This window comes from Nocardia sp. BMG111209, from assembly GCF_000381925.1.
Lineage (GTDB): Bacteria > Actinomycetota > Actinomycetes > Mycobacteriales > Mycobacteriaceae > Nocardia.
The window spans coordinates 2220467-2238467 of the sequence record NZ_KB907307.1 but is presented as its reverse complement, the minus strand read 5'-3'; the positions used below and the strand labels follow the sequence as shown (position 1 = coordinate 2238467).

Genomic DNA, 18001 nt, shown 5'->3' with positions numbered 1-18001 from the left:
CACCGCGCCCCGGACGGACTACTTCGTATCGCCCATGACCGCGCCCTCGCGGCGCGGATCCGCGCCGCCGATCCAGCCGTCACTCTCGCGTTTCAGCGCGCTCAGCCCGCTGGACTGCTGATCGACCGACACCTGGTGGCCCATCGCGCGCAGCTGCTGGACCAGCGGGTCGTGATCTCCGTTGGCGGTGGCGTCGATCGCGGGATGTTCGCCGCCGAGCCCGGTGACCGGGGTGTTGCTCGCGCCGAAGTCGATCTGGGACACCGCCTGCTGCGGATCGAGATTCCAATCCAGCAGGCCCACCAGGGTTTTCACCACGAACTGGATGATCACCGAGCCGCCGGGGGATCCGGTCACGTACGACAGCTGCCCGCGGGAGCCGTCCGGATTGCGGTCGAAGACGAGGGTCGGGCTCATCGAGCTGCGCGGGCGCTTGCCCGCCTGTACCCGATTGGCCACCGGCGTGCCGTCCGGCGCCTGCGGATTCGCGGCGAAGTCGGTGAGCTGGTTGTTCAGCACGAAACCGTCGACGATGTGGAACGACCCGAACGCCGATTCGACGGTCGTGGTCATACTGGCGGCGTTGCCGTACTTGTCGACGATCGACAGATGGCTGGTGCCGTGCTCGGGCTGCTGGGGTCCGGCGCCGACCGGGACCGGGCCGAAATCGCCGGGCTGTGCGGTGCCCATGCTGTGGTCGGGATTGATCAGCGCGGCGCGTTTCTTCAGATAGTCCCCGTTGAGCAGGGTGTCCGGCGAATTACCGGGCAGCGGAACGAAATCCGTATCGGCCACATACTTGTCGCGGTCGGCGTACGCGAGCCGCTCGGCCTCCGAGATCAGGTGCACCGCACGCGCTTTCGGCTTACCGCCGTTGCGGTCGAGGTTGTCCGGAGGGAGCGTGGACAGGTCGAAATTCTGCAGGATGCCGAGTGTCGCGGCGACGGTGATGCCGCCGGACGACGGGCTGGGCATACCGCAGATCTCGTGCGTGCGGTAGCCGGTGCAGATCGCGGTGCGCTTCTTGGCCTGATATCCGGCCAGGTCGGCGAGCGTGATCTGACCGGGCGTACGGCCGCCGGCGGCGGTCGTGGTGGCGTCGACGATGTCCTGCGCGATGGCGCCGGTGTAGAACGCCTTCGGGCCGTCGGTGGCGATGGCGCCGAGCGTCTTCACCATCGCCGGATTGGTGAGCGTGGTGCCGGCCGGTTTCGCGGTGCCGTCGGGCTGCAGGAAATAGGACCTGGCGTTGTCGTCGCGGGCCAGATCCTTCGCCGAATCGGCGATCTGGCCCGCCATCCGCGGGCTGATCCGGAAACCGTGATCCGCCATCGTGATCGCGGGATCGAACAGATCCTTCCACGGCTGCCGGCCGTGGTCGCCGTGGGCCGCCTCGAGCAGCCGCAGCACTCCGGGCACGCCGATGGAACGTCCGCTGGCCCGCGCATTCGGTTGCGGCACTGTGCGATCCGCGTCGCTGATCCAGCGCAGATAGTTCTCGGTGGCCGAGGCGGGGGCGATCTCGCGGCCGTCGTAGGCGTCGACGGTCCGGTGGTCCGCGTCGTAGTAGAGCAGGAACGCGCCGCCGCCGATGCCCGAGGCCTGCGGCTCCACCAGGCCCAGCACCATCTGCGCCGCGACCAGCGCGTCGGCGGCCGTGCCGCCCGCGGCCAGCACCGTGCAGGCGGCCTCGGTGGACAGCGGATTGGCGGTGGAGGCCGCGAAGGTGCGGGTGCGCACCGGCGTCATATTGCTGCGGAAGCCGGTGGCGATCTCGGGATTCGTGGCGATGTTGCCACCGCTCGCGGTCGGTGCACCCGCGGTGACGGGGGTTCCGTTGGGCGCCTGGGCGCATGCCTGCGCCGAATTCGCCGGGTTGTCGGAGGTGGACGAGGAACAGCCGGTCAGCAACCCCGCGGTCGACAACACCGCGATGGTTGCGCCGGACCAGAGATGTCGAGTGCGGCGCATGCAGGGACTGTAGCCGCCCCCCGCCACTGGCAAGCGGTGCTTTCGGGCGAAACGTCGTCGTTCACGGTTCGCGCGCGGGCCGATCCGAGCGATCGGCGCGGATTGTCGGTGGCTGCCAGTACATTCGATGGTGCGGCGGTCGACGGATGTGGCGGCGCCGTTGGTGGATCACACAGTCCCGCTGTCCACAGGCACAGCGGTCCGAGGCCCCGTGCGCGGTGGCCCGATGGTGTTCCGGCCCGGTGGTGCCGGGGCCCGGCGGTTCGACGGCGAGTAGTTCGAAGTTTCGTGCAGTGCGGTTACTGATCGGCGATTCCGGACGGCCCGCGCGGTCGCCGGCGAGGCGAAGGATCCGACACGAATGACCGAGTTACGGCGCAACAACACATTTCTCGACAGCGAGGACAGCGGCTACCACAAGAGCCTCAAACCACGGCAACTCCAGATGATCGCCATCGGCGGCGCGATCGGCACGGGTCTGTTCCTGGGCGCCGGCGGGCGGCTGGCGCAGGCCGGTCCGGGGTTGTTCGTCGTGTACGCGGTCTGCGGGGTGTTCGTCTTCTTCATCCTGCGGGCCCTCGGCGAGCTGGTACTGCATCGGCCGTCGTCCGGGTCGTTCGTCTCCTACGCGCGCGAGTTCTACGGGGAGAAGGCGGCTTTCGTGGCCGGCTGGATGTACTTCCTCAACTGGTCTATGACCGGCATCGTCGACACCACCGCGATCGCGACCTATCTGCACTACTGGGCCGCGTTCCGCCCGGTGGCGCAGTGGCTGCTGGCCCTGATCGCGCTGTGCATCGTGCTGAGCGTGAACCTCGTCTCGGTGAAGTGGTTCGGCGAGCTGGAATTCTGGGCCGCGCTCGTGAAGGTGGTCGCCCTGGTGGGCTTCCTGCTGGTCGGCACGGTATTCCTGGCGGGGCGCTTCCGCATCCAGGACGCCGGCACCGGCTTCGGCATGATCTCCGCCTCCGGCGGCCTGTTCCCGGCCGGTGTGCTGCCGCTGGTCACGGTCACCTCGGGCGTGGTGTTCGCCTATGCCGCAGTGGAAATGGTCGGCACCGCCGCGGGGGAGACGGCCGATCCCCAGCGGATCATGCCCCGGGCGATCAATTCGGTCATCGTGCGCATCGCGGTGTTCTACGTCGGCTCGCTGGTGCTGCTGGCGCTGTTGCTGCCCTACACCAGCTATTCGGCGTCGGTCAGTCCGTTCGTCACCTTCTTCTCGAAACTCGGTGTGGGACATGCCGGTTCGGTGATGAACTTCGTGGTGCTGACCGCCGCGCTGTCCAGTCTGAACGCCGGGCTGTACTCCACCGGGCGGATCCTGCGATCGATGTCGATGAACGGCAGCGCGCCGAAGTTCACCGGGGTGATGAACAGCCGTGGTGTGCCCTACGGCGGCATCCTGCTGACCGGGGTGATCGCGTTGTTCGGTATCTGGCTGAACTACATCGTGCCGGCGCGGGCCTTCGAGATCGTGCTGAACGTGGCCTCACTGGGGATTCTGGCCTCGTGGGCGACGATCGTGTTGTGCCAGTTGCGATTGTGGTCGCGCTGGCGCCGCGGCGAGATGCAGCGGCCGGCGTTCCGGATGTTCGGCGCGCCCTATACCGGCATCGCGACGCTGGTGTTCCTGGCGGTCGTGGTGGTGCTGATGGCCTTCGACCATCCGGTGGGCACCTGGACGGTCTCCAGCCTGGTGCTCATCGTGCCGGCGCTGATCATCGGCTGGTTCGTCGCGCGGCGCCGGGTGCTGGCCATCGCCCGGGAGCGGGAGGGCTATACCGGTGAATTCCCGGTGGTCGCCAATATTCCGGTGGACGAGCCGGATTGAGGTCACTGGGGCAGCGGTGGCTGCCGGATCTCCACGCCGAGTCGATGCGAGTACTGCTCGTTGAGCTCGGGCCAGCCGTGGTCCATGGCCGCCGCGCCGACGATCGGGCCGATCGGGCTGCCGTCGAGCAGGGTGGCGGCCACATCCAGGCACAGATGCCAGCCCGCGGCCATCATCCCGGCCACCGCGCGGTCGGGCAGCCGGTGGGTCAGCCGCAGCCGGGTGCCGGTGCCGTGCTCGTGCAGCTCCCAGCGCAGAACGTCTGCGCCCCAGGTGAATTCGAGCAGTTCGGGCCGATCGGCGATGCCGACCTCGCCGGGGAGTTCGTGCCGCTGGTCGCCGTCGACCATCACGAGCGTGACGGGTCCGGTGGTGGTCAGCGAGCGGTCCGCCGTATAGGGCGCCCACTCGCGCAGTTCGTCCGGTTCGGTCAGCGCCGACCAGACCGCCGCCCGGCCCTGCGGGAAGTCCCGGGTGAAGACGAGCGACCAGCGCTCGCCCTCCGCCACGAGTTCGACCTGTTGCAGCGGACTGGGGTGATACGGACGTGTGGTCATGGGGTTCGGTCCTTCCGGTCGAGATGGTGGCCCAGGGCGTCGAGGTGGTGGCGCCACAACCGCAGATACGGCAGCAGCCAGCTGTCGAGCTGTTCGAACGGGCCCGGGGCGAGGCGGTAGATGCGCTTCTGCGCGGCGACCTCGCAGGTGACGAAGCCGGAATCGCGCAGCACCTTCAGGTGTTTCGACACCGTCGGCTGCGGCAGCGCGAGCCGCTCGACGAGTTCGCCGACGGTGGCGTGCCCGTCGCGCAGCTGTTCGAGGATCCGCCGCCGCTGCGGTTCGGCGACGACGGTGAACGGATCGGCGGACACGCGCTCAATATACGTGTCGACGTATATACGTGTAAAGGAATATTGCTGGACCTCGCGGAGCAGGCGTGCGCTCCGCACCCCACCGAGGCCCGGTCGGCGCCGGACTGGATCCGGGCGAGCGCCGGTCGTTCAGCGGCGGGCGTCGACGCTGTCGCCGCGGCTGCGGACCTGCCAGCGGCCGTCGGTGCGGGTCAGGCGGATCGGGTGATCGAAGCAGTCGCTGATGTTGGCGCTGGTCAGGACCTCGTCGACCGGGCCGCGCGCGACCGTGCGCCCCTGGCGCAGCAGCATGGCGTGGGTGGTGCCGGGCGGCAGTTCCTCCAGGTGATGGGTGACCAGAACCGAGGCCAGTTCCGGGTGGGCGGCCTGGAGCCGGTCGATCCGCTCGATCAGTTGTTCGCGGCCGCCGACGTCCAGGCCGGTGGCCGGCTCGTCGAGCAGCAGCAGGCGCGGCTTCGGCATCAGCGCGCGGGCGATGAGGGCCCGGCCGCGCTCGCCCTGGGACATGGTCGGCCAGCGGGCGTCGCGGCGGCGGGTGAGGCCGAGCAGATCGATCAGCCGATCCGCCTCGGCGATATCGGCGGCGGTCGGGCTCCAGCGCTGCTTCAGGTCGGGGGTGTTGGTGAGGCCGGTGAGCACCACCTCGTGTGCCGTCAGCGGATACGGCGGATTGTGGCGCGGGTCGACATGTCCGATGGCCGTGCGCAATTCGCGCATATCGACCCGGCCCAGCCGGTGACCGAGCACCTCGACCGCGCCGCGGGTCGGATGTTCGTAGGCGCCGACCATCTTCAGCAGCGTGGTCTTCCCCGCGCCGTTCGGCCCGAGCAGCGCCCAGTGCTCACCCGGCCGGACCGTCAGCGCGACATCGCTGAGGATCGGATTACCGCCGCGCACGAAATCGACGCCGGTGACCTGGAGGATGGGAGAGTCGACCATATCCGACACGGTAGCAAACTCCTCAGACAAGCTGATGGGTGGTAGCGGGTGTGACGTGGTCGGCCGAATGCGCCGGGGTAGGCTGGCCGGGTGACCATCGAGGCCGTCCTGTTCGATTTCTCGGGAACCCTGTTCCGGCTGGAGCCGGACGAGACCTGGACCACGGACCTGGTGTCCGATGCCGGTGAGCCGTTCGACGCGCATCGGTCGGCGGAACTCCTGCACCACCTCACCCACCCCACCCAGACCCTCGAATTCGACGCCCGCGAGCAGTACGCCTGGGACCATCGCGATCTGGACCCGGCGCTGCACGAGCAGGCGTATCGCGAGGTGCTGCGGCAGTCGGGAGTGGCCGGACCGCAGGCGAGCCGGTTGTACTCGCGACTGGTCGACCCGCTGGCCTGGACGCCCTATCCGGATACCGGCGCGGTGCTGAAACTGCTGGATTCCCAGCGTATTCCGGCGGCCGTGGTGAGCAACATCCCCTTCGACCTGCGGCCGGCGTTCGTCGAGCACGGCTGGGATCGGTACGTGGCCGCCTTCGCGCTGTCGTTCGAGATCGGCTCGATGAAGCCGGACCGCGCCATCTTCGACTGGACCTTCGAGCGGCTGGCGGTGGCCCCGGAGTCGGTGCTCATGGTAGGCGACAGCCCCGAGAACGACGGTGTGGCAACGACATTCGGCTGCCGATTCGCACTGGTCCCGGCGGTGCCGACCGGCGAGCGACGGGACGCGCTGGCATCGGCGCTGCGCGCGCACGGCCTGGGCTGAGCCGCCGGGGCCGAGTACCGTGTGACAGGGACAACATCCGGCGGTGACCATGTGCTTCGCCTGCACCGGAGGTCCGTGGTCGCCGGGCGCCAGAGGGAGGCCCTGTGGACACCCGCACGGACGAGATCGCCGACGGTATCTACCGCATCTCCACGTTCGTCCCCGCGGTGGGACCCACAGGCTTCACCTATAACCAGTTCCTGATCACCGGCGCGGAGCCGCTGCTGTTCCACTGCGGTATGCGGTGGCTGTTCCCCGCGGTCACCGAGCAGATCGCCCGCGTACTGCCGGTGGAAAGCCTGCGCTGGATCACCTTCGGGCACGTCGAGGCGGACGAGGCCGGTGCCATGAACATGTTCCTCGCAGCCGCGCCGCGGGCCCAGGTGGCCCACGGTGAACAGGGCTGTCTGGTGTCACTGGACGACCTGGCCGACCGGCCGCCGCGGCACCTCGCCGACGGGGAGATCATCGACCTCGGCGGGCACCGGATCCGGCACATCGACACCCCGCACGCCCCGCACAACTGGGAGGCGCGGGTGCTCTACGACGAGACGAGCGGCGTCCTGCTCTGCGGTGATTTCATGACCCAGGTCGGCCCCGGCCCGGCGCTCACCGAATCGGACGTGGTCGGGCCCGCGAGCTTCGCCGAGGACGTCTTCCACGCCACCTCGATCGGGCCCGCCGTCCCGGCCGCGCTGCACGCGCTGGCGGATCTCGCACCGGCCACGCTGGCGATCATGCACGGACCGAGCTATACCGGCGACTGTGCCGCGGCGTTGCGGGACCTCGCCGCGGACTACGAGCGCCGCGCGGGTCTGCTACGTTGACAGCATCCGATACATGAATGTATCCGTTTGTCCCAGTGTGGAGGAGGATCCGTGGCTCCGTCGTTGCAGCCGGATGTCGTCGTCGTCGGAGCCGGGCTGGCCGGTCTGGTCGCGACCTACGAGCTGACCCGGGCCGGGCGGAAGGTGCTCGTGCTCGACCAGGAGAATCGTAACAACCTCGGTGGTCAGGCCTTCTGGTCGCTGGGCGGGCTGTTCTTCGTGGACAGTCCGGAGCAGCGGCGGGTCGGGGTGAAGGATTCCTTCGAGCTGGCGTGGCAGGACTGGCAGGGTTCGGCCGGATTCGACCGCGACGACGAGGATCAGTGGGCCCGGCAGTGGGCGCGGGCCTATGTCGAGTTCGCCGCCGGCGAGAAGCGGCAGTACCTGCACGACCTCGGCCTGCGGGTGACGCCGCTGGTGGGGTGGGCCGAACGCGGTGGCGGCGCGGCCGACGGGCACGGCAACTCGGTACCGCGCTTCCACCTGACCTGGGGGACCGGGCCCGAGGTGGTGCGGGTGTTCCTGGAACCGGTCCTCGAGGCCGAGCGGCGCGGGCTGGTCGAATTCGCGTTCCGGCACCGGGTGGACGAACTGATCGTCGAGGACGGCGCGGTCGTCGGCGTGCGCGGCGGCGTACTGGCGGCCACCGATCTGGAACGTGGCCACGCCTCGTCGCGAACGGTGGTGGGGGAGTTCGAATTCCGGGCCCCGGCGACCATCGTGTCCTCCGGCGGCATCGGGCACAACCACGACCTGATCCGCAAGAACTGGCCCACCGACCGGCTGGGACCCTGCCCGCAGACGATGATCTCGGGAGTACCCGCCCATGTCGACGGGCGGATGCTCGGCATCACCGAGGAGGCCGGCGGGCGGATCGTGAACCGGGATCGGATGTGGCACTACACCGAGGGCATCCACAACTGGGATCCGATCTGGCCCGACCACGCCATCCGGATCATCCCGGGCCCGTCCTCGCTGTGGTTCGATGCCAACGGAAAGCGTTTGGGCGCACCGTGTTTCCCGGGCTTCGACACCAATCGGACCATGCGGGAGATTCTCTCGACCGGCTACGACTACTCGTGGTTCATCCTGAACCAGTCGATCATCGCCAAGGAGTTCGCGCTGTCGGGCTCCGAGCAGAATCCCGACATCACGGGTAAGGATCTCAAGTTCACCCTGCGCAGCCGGGTGGCCAAGGGCGCGCCGGGTCCGGTGGAGGCGTTCAAACAGCACGGCGTCGATTTCGTGGTCGCCGATTCGCTGCCGGAACTGATCGCGGGGATGAACAAGATCTCGCGCGGCCCGCAGCTCGAGGTCGCGGCGATCGAACGCCAGATCGTCGCCCGCGATCGCGAGGTGACCAACAAGTTCTCCAAGGACGCCCAGTTGATGGCGATCACGAACGCCAGGCGCTCGCTGGGGGAGAAGCTGCGGGTGGTGCCGCCGCACCGAGTCCTCGATCCGGCGCACGGCCCGCTGATCGGCGTGCGGCTCAACGTCCTGACCCGGAAGACGCTGGGCGGCTTGCAGACCGACCTGGACTCCCGGGTGATCCGCGCCGACGGCGAGCCGTTCCCCGGCCTGTACGCGGCCGGTGAGGTCGCCGGTTTCGGTGGCGGCGGCGTGCACGGATACAACGCGCTGGAGGGCACCTTCCTCGGTGGCTGCATCTTCTCCGGCCGGGCCGCCGGACGGGCGGCGGCGCGGACCCCGCGCTAGGCCGCCGGCTCCGGCGGCGGAATCTGTCGGTGCCTCGTGAGAAGGTGCTGAAGTGCGTACGATGACCGCCGCCGGCGCCCGCCGGACCGCACTCGCGGCCCAGGGATTCGCCGCCGCCCCACCCGCCACGGTGAATCGCCGTGTCCTGCAACGAGTTCTGGCACGGACCCAGCTGTTACAGCTGGACAGTGTGGCCGCGGTGGTGCGGGCACACTACGCGCCGATCTTCAGCCGCATCGGCGGCTACGACCGGGACCTGCTCGACGAACTGGCCTGGAGCCACGACTCTCGCCGGCCGCGCCGCCTGGTCGAATACTGGGCGCACGAGGCCGCGCTGCTCCCGGTCGAGGATTGGCCGCTGCTGCGCTGGCGCATGGCCCGCTACCGGCACGGCCGCTGGGGCGGGGCGAAGCGCGTGCTGGAGCACAGTCCCGGGCTGCCGAAGGATGTGCTCGAGGTCGTCGGCGAGTTCGGCGCCTGCACGGCCGGCGAGGTGGAGAACCATCTCGAGCTGAATCGTCCACGCGCCAAGGATCATTGGGGCTGGAACTACAGCGATACCAAGGTGGTGTGCGAACTGCTGTTCGCCACCGGCGAGCTGTCGGTCGACAAACGGGTCGGCTTCCAGCGCTACTACGACCTCACCGAACGGGTGCTGCCCCCGGAGGTGCTGGCCCGCGAGGTGGACGAGCCCGACGCCGTGCGCGAACTGGTCCGCCGCGCCGCCGATGCGCTCGGCGTCGCGACCGAACCGGATCTGCGCGACTACTACCGCCTGCACCGCGAACAGACCGCACCGGCCATCGCGGATCTGGTCGACGCCGGTGAGCTGGAACCGGTGCAGGTCGCCGGCTGGGACCGGCTCGCCTATCTGCGCGCCGGCGCGCGCACGCCGCGGGCCGTCACCGGTTCGGCACTGCTGTGCCCGTTCGACCCGCTGATCTTCTGCCGTCCCCGCACCGAGCGCATCTTCGACTTCCACTACCGCATCGAGATCTACACCCCGGAACCCAAACGGGTACACGGGTATTACGTCTTCCCCTTCCTACTGGACGGTGAGCTCGTCGCCCGGGTCGACCTGCGCGCCGAACGCGCCACCGGCCGCCTGCTGGTCCCCGGCGCGTTCGCCGAGCCCGGACGCGACGATCCCCGCGTCGCCTCCGAGCTGGCCGCGGCCCTGCGATCCATGGCGGATTGGCTGGAACTGGATCACGTGGTCATCGGTGAACGCGGCAACCTGGCGGCGGAACTCACCCTGGCCGCCGGGTGAACCGGGTGATTTCGGCCCGGATCCGCGCTATCCGAAGCGGCGGTCGGCGGAGATACCGGCCATCTCGTGGGCCAGGCCGAATCCGAGATCCTGGACGAGCCGGCGCTTCCACGGGCGCTGGGCGACGGCGTGGGTGAACCGCCGGGCGGCCCGCGGTTGGCGCGCGATCGTCCGCGCGATCTCCCAGGCGCGGGGCAGCAGATCCGCCAGTGGCAGAACCTCGTTCACGAGGCCGAGTTCCAGTGCGGTCGGCGCATCGATCGGAGCGGCGGTGTACAGGTAGTAGGCGGCGCGTTTGGTGCCGAGCGCCTCCTGCAGGGTGAGCTGCAACCCGTCGCCGGGGACAACCCCGGAGGGGAAGTGCGGGTCCAGAATCGTCGCGTGGTCGGCGGCCAGGGTGATATCGCACAGTAGGGCGAATTCGGTGTGCGCCGGGCTGGGTCCGTTCAGCGCCGCGATGGTGGGGATGTCGATGCCGAAGACCATGTTCTCCAGCAGTTTGATCGCGTCGTAATAGGTGTGCTCGTAGGCGAAGTCCGGTGGCAGCGCGGGCGGCATCATCTCGCCGAGGTCCCGGTCCTGGGGGGCCAGGTTGTCGGTGGCGATCCACTGGTCGCCGGTGCCGGTCAGGATCAGCACCTCGTTGTCGGGATCGTTGCCGATCTCCTGCCACGCCTGCCCCCAGGCGTTGTGCACCGCGAAGCCGAACTGTGCCGGCCCGCCGTCGGTGTGCATGCGCAACTCCAGGATTCCGTCCTCCCGGGTCATCACGAAATGCTCGGCGTACTTCTGCGAGTACTCCTCGAAGCGCGGTCGCGCGACGAAGCCGCCGACCGCCGCGTGCCAGTCGGCCAGGTCTTTCGGCATGATTTCCTCTCGATCGATTACTATTCGGAGCGGTGCTCCGAACTATAACGGAGCACCGCTCCGGAATGCAACGGGAAAGGTGTGCCGTCATCGCCGCGTCTACCGAACCGCGCCGGGCCCGCCGGTCCGACGCCCTGGACAACCGCGCGCGCCTGCTGGACTCCGCCCGCGAGGTGTTCGCCGAACACGGTGTCGACGCCTCGCTGCGCGACGTCGCCCGCCGGGCGGGGGTCGGCATCGGCACGCTGTACCGGCACTTCCCGGATCGGCAATCCCTACTGGAAGCGCTGTTCGGCGACGCGCTGCACGATCTGAGCGAGACCGCCCGGCACCTGCTCGACGACCCGTCGCCGGGCGAGGCCCTGATCGCCTGGCTCACCCAGTTGGCCACCGGATCGCTGATCTACCGCGGGCTGCCCACCTCGGTACTCGCCGCCGTCCACGACGAGGGCTCGGCCCTGCACGTGGCCTGCACGGAGATGACCGCCGGGATCGACGCGCTCGTCACCCGGGCCCGGGAGGCGGGCGCGCTGCGCGACGGGGTCGGCGTCGGGGACCTGTTGGCGCTGGCGGCCGGGGTCGCCGTCGCGGGTGAATACGTCCCGGATCAGCCGGAGTTGATCGAGCGACTGGTGGGGATCGCCGCCGCCGGGTTCGTGGTGCAGCCGGAATAGCGCCGCAGCGGTCGGTCGTCGTCGCCGGGACCGTCCGGATTGCCGATGCCGTGATCCCGTGGCGGGTCAGGTCCGGATTGCCGATGCCGCGATTCGTGGTGGGTTGGATCCGGCTCGCCGATACCGGGATTCGTGGTGGGTTGGATCCGGCTCGCCGATGCCGGGATTCGGCGGTGGGCTCGGTTCGCCGTCGATGCCGTCGATCCGAACGTGGCTTGCCGTTGGCGGCGGTCCACCTGCATGTGGTTTGCCGTCGGTTGCCACCTGCTCGAATGTGGCTGGGCGGCAGCCGAACTCAATCCAGTGCGGTGATCTCCTCGACCCAGGCGGTGAGGCCCGCGCGGAAGCCCGCGAGTTCGTCCGGGGTCAGGCGCCGGATCGCGCGGGCCAGGGGGGCCGAGCGGCGGTCGAGGAATTCCGTGACCGTCTGCCGGTGCTCCGGCGGCACCGTCAGCAGTGTGCGGCGGTGATCGGACGGGTCGGATTCGCGGCGTAACCAGCCCGCCCGGGTCAGGTCACCGGCGAGCTGGCTGACATTGGTGAGGCCGAGGCTCAGCTGCCGGGCCACATCGCCGACGCTGACCGGCCCGGAAGACAGCACGAACGACAGCACCGCGCCGTGCCGCGGGCCGAGACCGGCCGATTCGAACAGCTGTTGCAGCTCCGGCGACATATCGCCGTGTGCCCGCCGCAGATACGCCGACAGCAGTGGTACCAGCGATCGGAACTCCGCGATGTCGTCCGCGTCGGTCACGCGCTGCCTCCTGTCGGTCCGGTCTTGACAGCATCAGCATACAAGTTCAGACTTCTGAACTATTCAAAAATCTGAACTATTGGGGTGATCGTGATGACCACTGCGGAGCGCGCAGGGTCCCGGATCTGGCCGTCGCTGCTGCGCGCACTCACCGTCGTGGTCGCACTGGACGGTTTCGCACAGGCCGTATTCGCCGGCCGGCTGCTCGCGGGCAGCTACGACGGCCTGGATTCGCACATGCTCAACGGCATCGTGCTGGCCGCCGGAATTCTCACCGAGACAATCGCTTTCGCCGCCGCATGGCGATTCGGGAGCGGTACACCGCGACCGGTGCTCATCGGCCTCGGCCTCATCGCGCTGACGGCGATCCAGATGACGACCGGTTTCCGATCGATCGTCGCCGTGCACGTGCCGGTCGGTGTGCTGCTCATCGGCGGTCTGCTCTGGCAGGTCGGACAGGCGTGGCAGGAACCCGCCGGAGCGCGGGCATGAGCGACGAGGTGCCGGAAGTCGCGGCGGACGGTCGGCAGGCGGCACCGGTCCGGTCGCCGAACGGTTCGAGTGGTCACGCGGTGGCCGTGGGTGGTCGTGCCGCCGTGGACATCCCGTCGCCGCAGGAGAACGGCGCTGGTGACCGGGTGGCCGGCTCCGGTGACCGGGTGGCTGGCGCTGGTGACCGGGTGGCCGACTCTGTTGACCGGGTGGACGACGTTGGTGACCAGGTGGCCGGCTCTGGCGGTGACCGCGTGGCCGGCCCCGGTCGCGGTCCGACAGAGGTGGGCAGCGTCCCGGATCGGGGAACCCTTGGGGCACTCAGGCTTTCGCGGCGCGGGATGCTGCGCGGGGCCGCGGCACTGGGAGTGGCCGGAGCGCTGGGTGCGTGGGAGTGGTCGGCGGACACCCCCGCCGATCGCGTCCACCTGACCAGCGAGGCGCGGCTGCCGGAGCCGTTCACCTGCCGCTGGTACTACCGCCGGTACCGGCCCCGATCGCGCGCGACGAGACGACCGACTACTACCGGATCGTCCAGCGACCGGCGAATATCACTGTGCTGCCGGGATATTCGACGCCGATGTGGACCTATCACGGCAGCTTTCCGGGCCCCACCGTGCTATCGGCGCGCGACCGCCGCACCGTCGTCACCCATCGGAACGAGTTGCCGGTGCCGGTCGTGGTGCACCTGCACGGCGGGCACGTGCCCGAGGACTCCGACGGTTATCCGACCGACCTGCTGTATCCGGTGGGCACATCGGATCCGGCGGGTATGCCGGGCATGCCCGGCGGATCGAACACCGGGACCATGTCCGATATGAGGGGGATGGGCATGGAGCGGGATACGCTGGCACACACCGCAATCGGTGAGCGCGACTACGTGTATCCGGCCGGGCAGCCCGTGGCGATGCTGTGGTACCACGACCACCGCATGGACTTCACCGGCGCCGCGGTCTGGCGTGGGCTCGCCGGTTTCCACCTGGTCACCGACGAGGCCGAGCGGCGGCTCGGATTGCCCGCCGGTGACCGCGATCTGCCGTTGATGCTGGCCGACCGGGCATTCGACGCCGCGGGTGCATTGAAATATCCCGCGGCCGACCCCTCGGCGCTGCACACCGCCGGAATGACCGGGAAGTTCACCCGTGGTGCGCTCGGCGATGTGATCCTGGTCAACGGAGTGCCGTGGCCGGAACACCGGGTGAGCACCGCGAAATACCGGTTGCGGCTGTTGAACGGTTCCAATGCCCGGGTGTACCGGTTGCGGGCCGACATGCCGCGCGGGGACGGCCATTTCGTGCAGATCGGTTCCGACGGCGGGCTGCTGGACCGGCCGCAGCGGGTGGACGAGTTGACCATCGCACCCGGCGAACGATACGACGTGATCATCGACTTCACCGGCTGCGCGGTGGGGGACCGGGTGACCGTGTACAACGAACTCGGCACCGGAACCACCTCGCGCATCATGCGTTTCGCGGTCACCGACCGAGTCGCCGATCCGGCGGTGTTACCGGAGGTCCTCACCGATTCCGGCACTCCGGTCCCGGCGGCGGCCGTGACCACGCGGACATTCCGCTTCGCCCGCCGCGACGCCGGGACCCCGCACGGCTGGATGATCAACGGCCACGCCTACTCGCCCACGGAACCGATCGCGCGTCCCCGGCTCGGCGACACCGAGATCTGGCGGCTGGTCACCGATCTCGATCATCCGATCCACCTGCATCTCAACCAGTTCCGGGTGCTGTCGCGCAACGGCGGCCCGCCGCACCGCACCGACGCCGGCTGGAAGGACACCCTCTACCTGGGGGCCGCGCAGACCGCCGAGATCGCCGTGCGTTTCACCGATTTCCCGGGACGCTATGTCCTGCACTGCCACAACCTGGAGCACGAGGACATGTCGATGATGGCGACGTTCACCACGCACACCTGACCCGCTCGGCAGCCGGTGGGCACCGCCCGCGTTGCCGAATCCCCTGTCCCCCGGGCGCGTCCGATGCTACCGTCGCCGCATGGCGCGAATCGGGATGCGGCGCAGCGGGATCGGCAGGATGATCGCCGTCGCCGCGGTGCTCGCGTCGGTGCTCAGTGGGTGTGCGAGCAGTACCGTACCGGTCCCGCAGGGATCCCGGTCGCCGGTGACCCCGGGGGCCTGGCCGCCCGCCGGTGGCCGCGGGCCGTGTGCGGTCGCCAAACAGGAGAACGTGCCCGCGACCATGCGCGACGGTGTGGTGCTGAAGTCCGATGTGTACCGGCCGCAGACCGGCGACAAGGTGCCCGTGATCCTGATGCGCACCCAGTACGGCAAGGCCGCCGCGCAGATCCAGCCGTACCGCTACCAGTCGCCGGACTGGTTCGCCTCGCACTGCTATCTGGTTGTCGTGCAGGACATCCGGGGTCAGGGAGCGTCGGGCGGCACCTTCACCGAATTCGCGAACGACGGCGCCGACGGCTACGACACCGTCGAATGGGCGGCCGCGTTGCCCGGCACCGACGGCAAGGTCGGCATGTACGGCTCGTCGTATGTCGGTGCCACCCAATGGCTCGCGGCCACCGCCACCCCGCCGCACCTGACCACGATCGTGCCCGCGAACACCGCCTCCGACTACTACGACGGCTGGACCTACGACGGCGGTGAATTCCGGCTCGCGTTCGTCGAGCCGTGGGCGATGGGCACGATCGCCTCGACCGCGGCCGCCAACCGCGGCGACGCCGCCACCGCGAAACAGCTGGAGGCGGATACCGCCCAGGCCACGCGCTGGCTGAACTACCGTCCGTACCAGCAGTTTCCGCCGATGCATCCGGGTGATCCGGCGGTCGCGCCCTGGTATTTCGACTGGATCCGGCATTCCGCTCGCGATGATTACTGGAAGCAGTGGAGTATCCGGGACCGGTACGCGAACGTGCATGTCCCGGTGCTCGATATCGAGGGCTGGTACGACGCCTTCCTGGCCGGCGGTACCGAGAATTTCGCCGGGATGGTGCAGCACGGCGGCACCCCGGAGGCCCGCGCCGATCAGCGTCTGGTGATCGGGCCCTGGGATCACATCGGCTGGGACCGGCCGAATACCGGCCTGTCCGCGCCGTTGCTGGCCGCGGCCGGTCCGGCCGGCGACAGTCCGGTCAACGATCTGATGCTGGCGTGGTTCGACCACTTCCTCAAGGGCGTGGACAACAAGGTCGTCACCGGTACACCCGCCGTCGACTACTTCCTGCGCGGCGCGAACACCTGGAAGACCGCGGCCGCGTGGCCGCTGCCGGACACCCGGTTCACCAGCTACTACCTCTCCGGCTCGGGACTGCCGTCGATCATGGGCCGCACCGGTGCGCTGACCGTCGGCGCGCCAGACGGGCCGCAACCGCCGGACTCGTACTACTACGACCCGCTGAATCCCGTTCCGAGCGCCGGTGGGCATTCCTGCTGCGCGGCGGCCAGCGGCCCGGAGGGGCCCTACGACCAGGAAGTGGTCGAGCAGCGCAGCGATGTGCTCACCTACAGCACCGACGCGATGTCCGCCGATACCGAGATCACCGGGCCGATCTCGGTGAACCTGTGGGCCGCGTCGACGGCGACCGATACCGACTTCACCGCGAAACTGATCGCGGTGGCCCCGGACGGCAGCACCGAGAATCTCAACAACGGCATCCTGCGCACGGCCTTCCGGGACGGTATGGACCGTCCGTCGCCGATCGAACCGAATCGCCCGTACCAGTACACGATTCGGATCTGGCCGACCAGCTATCTGGTGAAGGCGGGGTACCGGCTGCGGCTCGAGATCTCCAGCAGCGACTTCCCGCAGTACGCGCCGAATCCGAACACCGGCGAACCGTTCGGGCAGAGCGCGAACGTCCTCGGCGCGACCCAGACCATCCTGCACGACCACGACCATCCGTCCGCGATCGTGCTGCCGATCGTCCCGGCCGGCGGTGGCGGCACCACGCGGTTCCCGCTGACGCGCTGACGTCCGCGCGGGCCGGTCGTCAGGCGGTCGCCGGGGCCGATTCCGCCGCGGGCTGTGGCAGTTCCGCGGCCTCGGCGGCCCGGCCCCACCGAGCCGCCAGCCAGGCGCAGGTGAGCAACTGGATCTGGTGGAAGATCATGAGCGGCAACACGATCAGGCCCACCGGGTGGCCCGCGAACAGCACCGTCGCCATCGGCAGTCCGGTCGCCAGACTCTTCTTGGAGCCGCAGAAGGTGATCACGATGCGATCGGCCCAGGTGAAACCGAGCAGCCGCCCGGCGGTCGTGGTGAGGCCCAGGACCACGGCCAGCATGATCGCGCAGACCGCGACGACCGCCAGGATCCGCCAGACCGAGAGTCCGTGCCAGATGTGCTCGGTCATGCTCGCGCTGAACGCCGAGTACACGACGAGATAGATGGAACCGCGGTCGACCACCTTGGTCACCGGCTTGTGCCGCATCAACCAGCCCAGCCAGGGACGCAGCGCCTGCCCGACGAAGAACGGCAGCAGCAACTGGACCACGATGGTCAGGATCTGCCCGCCGGAGACGTGCACGGTGCCGGTGGTGTGCATCAGCAGCATCACCAGCAGCGGAGTGACGAACACGCCGAGCAGATTCGACAGCGACGCGCTCACCACCGCGCCGGCGACATTGCCCCGGGCGACCGAGGTGAACGCGATCGAGGACTGCACGGTGGACGGCAGCAGGCACAGGTACAGCACGCCGGTGTACAGATCGTCGGTGAGCACCGACGGGACGAGGATGCGCAGCACCAGCCCGATCAGCGGGAACAGCAGGTAGGTGGCGGCGAGCACGGTGGTGTGCAGCCGCCAGTGCCGCAGCCCCTCCAGCGCCTCCCGCGGCTGCAACCGGGCGCCGTAGAGGAAGAACAGCAGCGCGATCGCGATCTTGGTGGTCCAGTCCAGCACATCGGCGGCCGGGCCGCTCGCGGGGAGGATCGCGCCGACCGCCAGGCTGGCGAGGATGCCGAGCATGAACGGTTCGATGCGGAGTTTGGCGAGGAGGTGCACCAGAGTACGGTATGCCCACGCGG

General features: G+C 69.2%; 16 protein-coding genes. 9 read left to right on the top strand and 7 right to left on the bottom strand.

Annotated features, from left to right (window positions below):
• Positions 1-18: 18 nt before the first annotated feature.
• Positions 19-1971 (bottom strand): gamma-glutamyltransferase family protein, encoded by a 1953-nt coding sequence (locus tag G361_RS0110285; RefSeq protein WP_036494097.1) that lies wholly within the window; start codon positions 1969-1971, stop codon positions 19-21.
• A gap of 361 nt (positions 1972-2332) precedes the next feature.
• Here G361_RS0110285 and G361_RS0110275 point away from each other — a divergent pair, with 361 nt between their 5' ends.
• Positions 2333-3805, top strand: a complete 1473-nt coding sequence (locus G361_RS0110275; RefSeq protein ID WP_019926993.1) for an amino acid permease — start codon at positions 2333-2335, stop codon at positions 3803-3805.
• A 2-nt stretch (positions 3806-3807) separates the two neighbouring features.
• On the opposite strand, the gene G361_RS0110270 is transcribed toward G361_RS0110275, so the two are convergent.
• The 3 genes from G361_RS0110270 to G361_RS0110260 all read right to left on the bottom strand — a co-directional run bounded on the left by G361_RS0110270 (position 3808) and on the right by G361_RS0110260 (position 5615).
• Entirely contained in the window at positions 3808-4362 is a 555-nt protein-coding gene (locus G361_RS0110270) for an SRPBCC family protein (protein ID WP_019926992.1), read from the bottom strand.
• Entirely contained in the window at positions 4359-4676 is a 318-nt protein-coding gene (locus G361_RS0110265; RefSeq protein WP_019926991.1) for a helix-turn-helix transcriptional regulator, read from the bottom strand. The genes G361_RS0110270 and G361_RS0110265 overlap by 4 nt, the downstream gene beginning before the upstream one ends.
• Before the next feature lie 129 nt (positions 4677-4805).
• A complete protein-coding gene (locus tag G361_RS0110260; RefSeq protein WP_019926990.1) occupies positions 4806-5615 on the bottom strand; it encodes an ABC transporter ATP-binding protein in 810 nt (269 codons plus the stop codon).
• 90 nt (positions 5616-5705) lie between these two features.
• Here G361_RS0110260 and G361_RS0110255 point away from each other — a divergent pair, with 90 nt between their 5' ends.
• The 4 genes from G361_RS0110255 to G361_RS0110240 all read left to right on the top strand — a co-directional run bounded on the left by G361_RS0110255 (position 5706) and on the right by G361_RS0110240 (position 10202).
• Complete coding sequence (locus tag G361_RS0110255; protein ID WP_019926989.1) at positions 5706-6386, top strand: HAD family hydrolase; 681 nt, start codon at positions 5706-5708, stop codon at positions 6384-6386.
• 104 nt (positions 6387-6490) lie between these two features.
• The gene (locus tag G361_RS0110250; RefSeq protein ID WP_019926988.1) at positions 6491-7213 is read left to right on the top strand and encodes an MBL fold metallo-hydrolase; all 723 of its coding nucleotides are present in this window, start codon (positions 6491-6493) and stop codon (positions 7211-7213) included.
• Between the two features lie 51 nt (positions 7214-7264).
• Positions 7265-8932, top strand: coding sequence for an FAD-binding dehydrogenase (locus tag G361_RS0110245; RefSeq protein WP_019926987.1), 1668 nt, complete (start codon positions 7265-7267; stop codon positions 8930-8932).
• A 52-nt stretch (positions 8933-8984) separates the two neighbouring features.
• A complete protein-coding gene (locus G361_RS0110240; RefSeq protein ID WP_026342884.1) occupies positions 8985-10202 on the top strand; it encodes a winged helix-turn-helix domain-containing protein in 1218 nt (405 codons plus the stop codon).
• Positions 10203-10229: 27 nt separating this feature from the next.
• Here the strand turns inward: G361_RS0110240 and G361_RS0110235 are convergent, their stop codons facing one another.
• Positions 10230-11069 carry an enoyl-CoA hydratase/isomerase family protein gene (locus G361_RS0110235; RefSeq protein ID WP_019926985.1) on the bottom strand — a complete coding sequence of 280 codons (840 nt, stop codon included), beginning with the start codon at positions 11067-11069 and terminating at the stop codon, positions 10230-10232.
• A gap of 65 nt (positions 11070-11134) precedes the next feature.
• Here G361_RS0110235 and G361_RS0110230 point away from each other — a divergent pair, with 65 nt between their 5' ends.
• The gene (locus tag G361_RS0110230; RefSeq protein WP_019926984.1) at positions 11135-11743 is read left to right on the top strand and encodes a TetR/AcrR family transcriptional regulator; all 609 of its coding nucleotides are present in this window, start codon (positions 11135-11137) and stop codon (positions 11741-11743) included.
• 295 nt (positions 11744-12038) lie between these two features.
• Here G361_RS0110230 and G361_RS0110220 read toward each other — a convergent pair whose 3' ends face one another.
• Positions 12039-12497, bottom strand: coding sequence for a MarR family winged helix-turn-helix transcriptional regulator (locus G361_RS0110220; protein WP_019926983.1), 459 nt, complete (start codon positions 12495-12497; stop codon positions 12039-12041).
• Between the two features lie 93 nt (positions 12498-12590).
• Here G361_RS0110220 and G361_RS46825 point away from each other — a divergent pair, with 93 nt between their 5' ends.
• The 3 genes from G361_RS46825 to G361_RS0110205 all read left to right on the top strand — a co-directional run bounded on the left by G361_RS46825 (position 12591) and on the right by G361_RS0110205 (position 16945).
• Positions 12591-12989 (top strand): hypothetical protein, encoded by a 399-nt coding sequence (locus tag G361_RS46825; RefSeq protein ID WP_155981394.1) that lies wholly within the window; start codon positions 12591-12593, stop codon positions 12987-12989.
• A gap of 580 nt (positions 12990-13569) precedes the next feature.
• A complete protein-coding gene (locus G361_RS43090; protein WP_196814454.1) occupies positions 13570-14916 on the top strand; it encodes a multicopper oxidase family protein in 1347 nt (448 codons plus the stop codon).
• Between the two features lie 79 nt (positions 14917-14995).
• On the top strand, positions 14996-16945 hold the full coding sequence (locus G361_RS0110205; RefSeq protein ID WP_231386832.1) for a CocE/NonD family hydrolase: 1950 nt from the start codon (positions 14996-14998) through the stop codon (positions 16943-16945).
• A 19-nt stretch (positions 16946-16964) separates the two neighbouring features.
• Here G361_RS0110205 and G361_RS43085 read toward each other — a convergent pair whose 3' ends face one another.
• Entirely contained in the window at positions 16965-17942 is a 978-nt protein-coding gene (locus tag G361_RS43085; protein WP_052172764.1) for a bile acid:sodium symporter family protein, read from the bottom strand.
• Positions 17943-18001 lie beyond the last annotated feature (59 nt).

Bases quoted from the DNA above. Each gene is read 5' to 3' on its own strand.
- G361_RS0110285 (WP_036494097.1), bottom strand. From the start codon at position 1,971: ATGCGCCGCACTCGACATCTCTGGTCCGGCGCAACCATCGCGGTGTTG.
- G361_RS0110275 (WP_019926993.1), top strand. From the start codon at position 2,333: ATGACCGAGTTACGGCGCAACAACACATTTCTCGACAGCGAGGACAGC.
- G361_RS0110270 (WP_019926992.1), bottom strand. From the start codon at position 4,362: ATGACCACACGTCCGTATCACCCCAGTCCGCTGCAACAGGTCGAACTC.
- G361_RS0110260 (WP_019926990.1), bottom strand. From the start codon at position 5,615: ATGGTCGACTCTCCCATCCTCCAGGTCACCGGCGTCGATTTCGTGCGC.
- G361_RS0110235 (WP_019926985.1), bottom strand. From the start codon at position 11,069: ATGCCGAAAGACCTGGCCGACTGGCACGCGGCGGTCGGCGGCTTCGTC.
- G361_RS0110230 (WP_019926984.1), top strand. From the start codon at position 11,135: ATGCAACGGGAAAGGTGTGCCGTCATCGCCGCGTCTACCGAACCGCGC.
- G361_RS46825 (WP_155981394.1), top strand. From the start codon at position 12,591: ATGACCACTGCGGAGCGCGCAGGGTCCCGGATCTGGCCGTCGCTGCTG.
- G361_RS43090 (WP_196814454.1), top strand. From the start codon at position 13,570: ATGTGGACCTATCACGGCAGCTTTCCGGGCCCCACCGTGCTATCGGCG.
- G361_RS0110205 (WP_231386832.1), top strand. From the start codon at position 14,996: ATGGCGCGAATCGGGATGCGGCGCAGCGGGATCGGCAGGATGATCGCC.
- G361_RS43085 (WP_052172764.1), bottom strand. From the start codon at position 17,942: ATGCTCGGCATCCTCGCCAGCCTGGCGGTCGGCGCGATCCTCCCCGCG.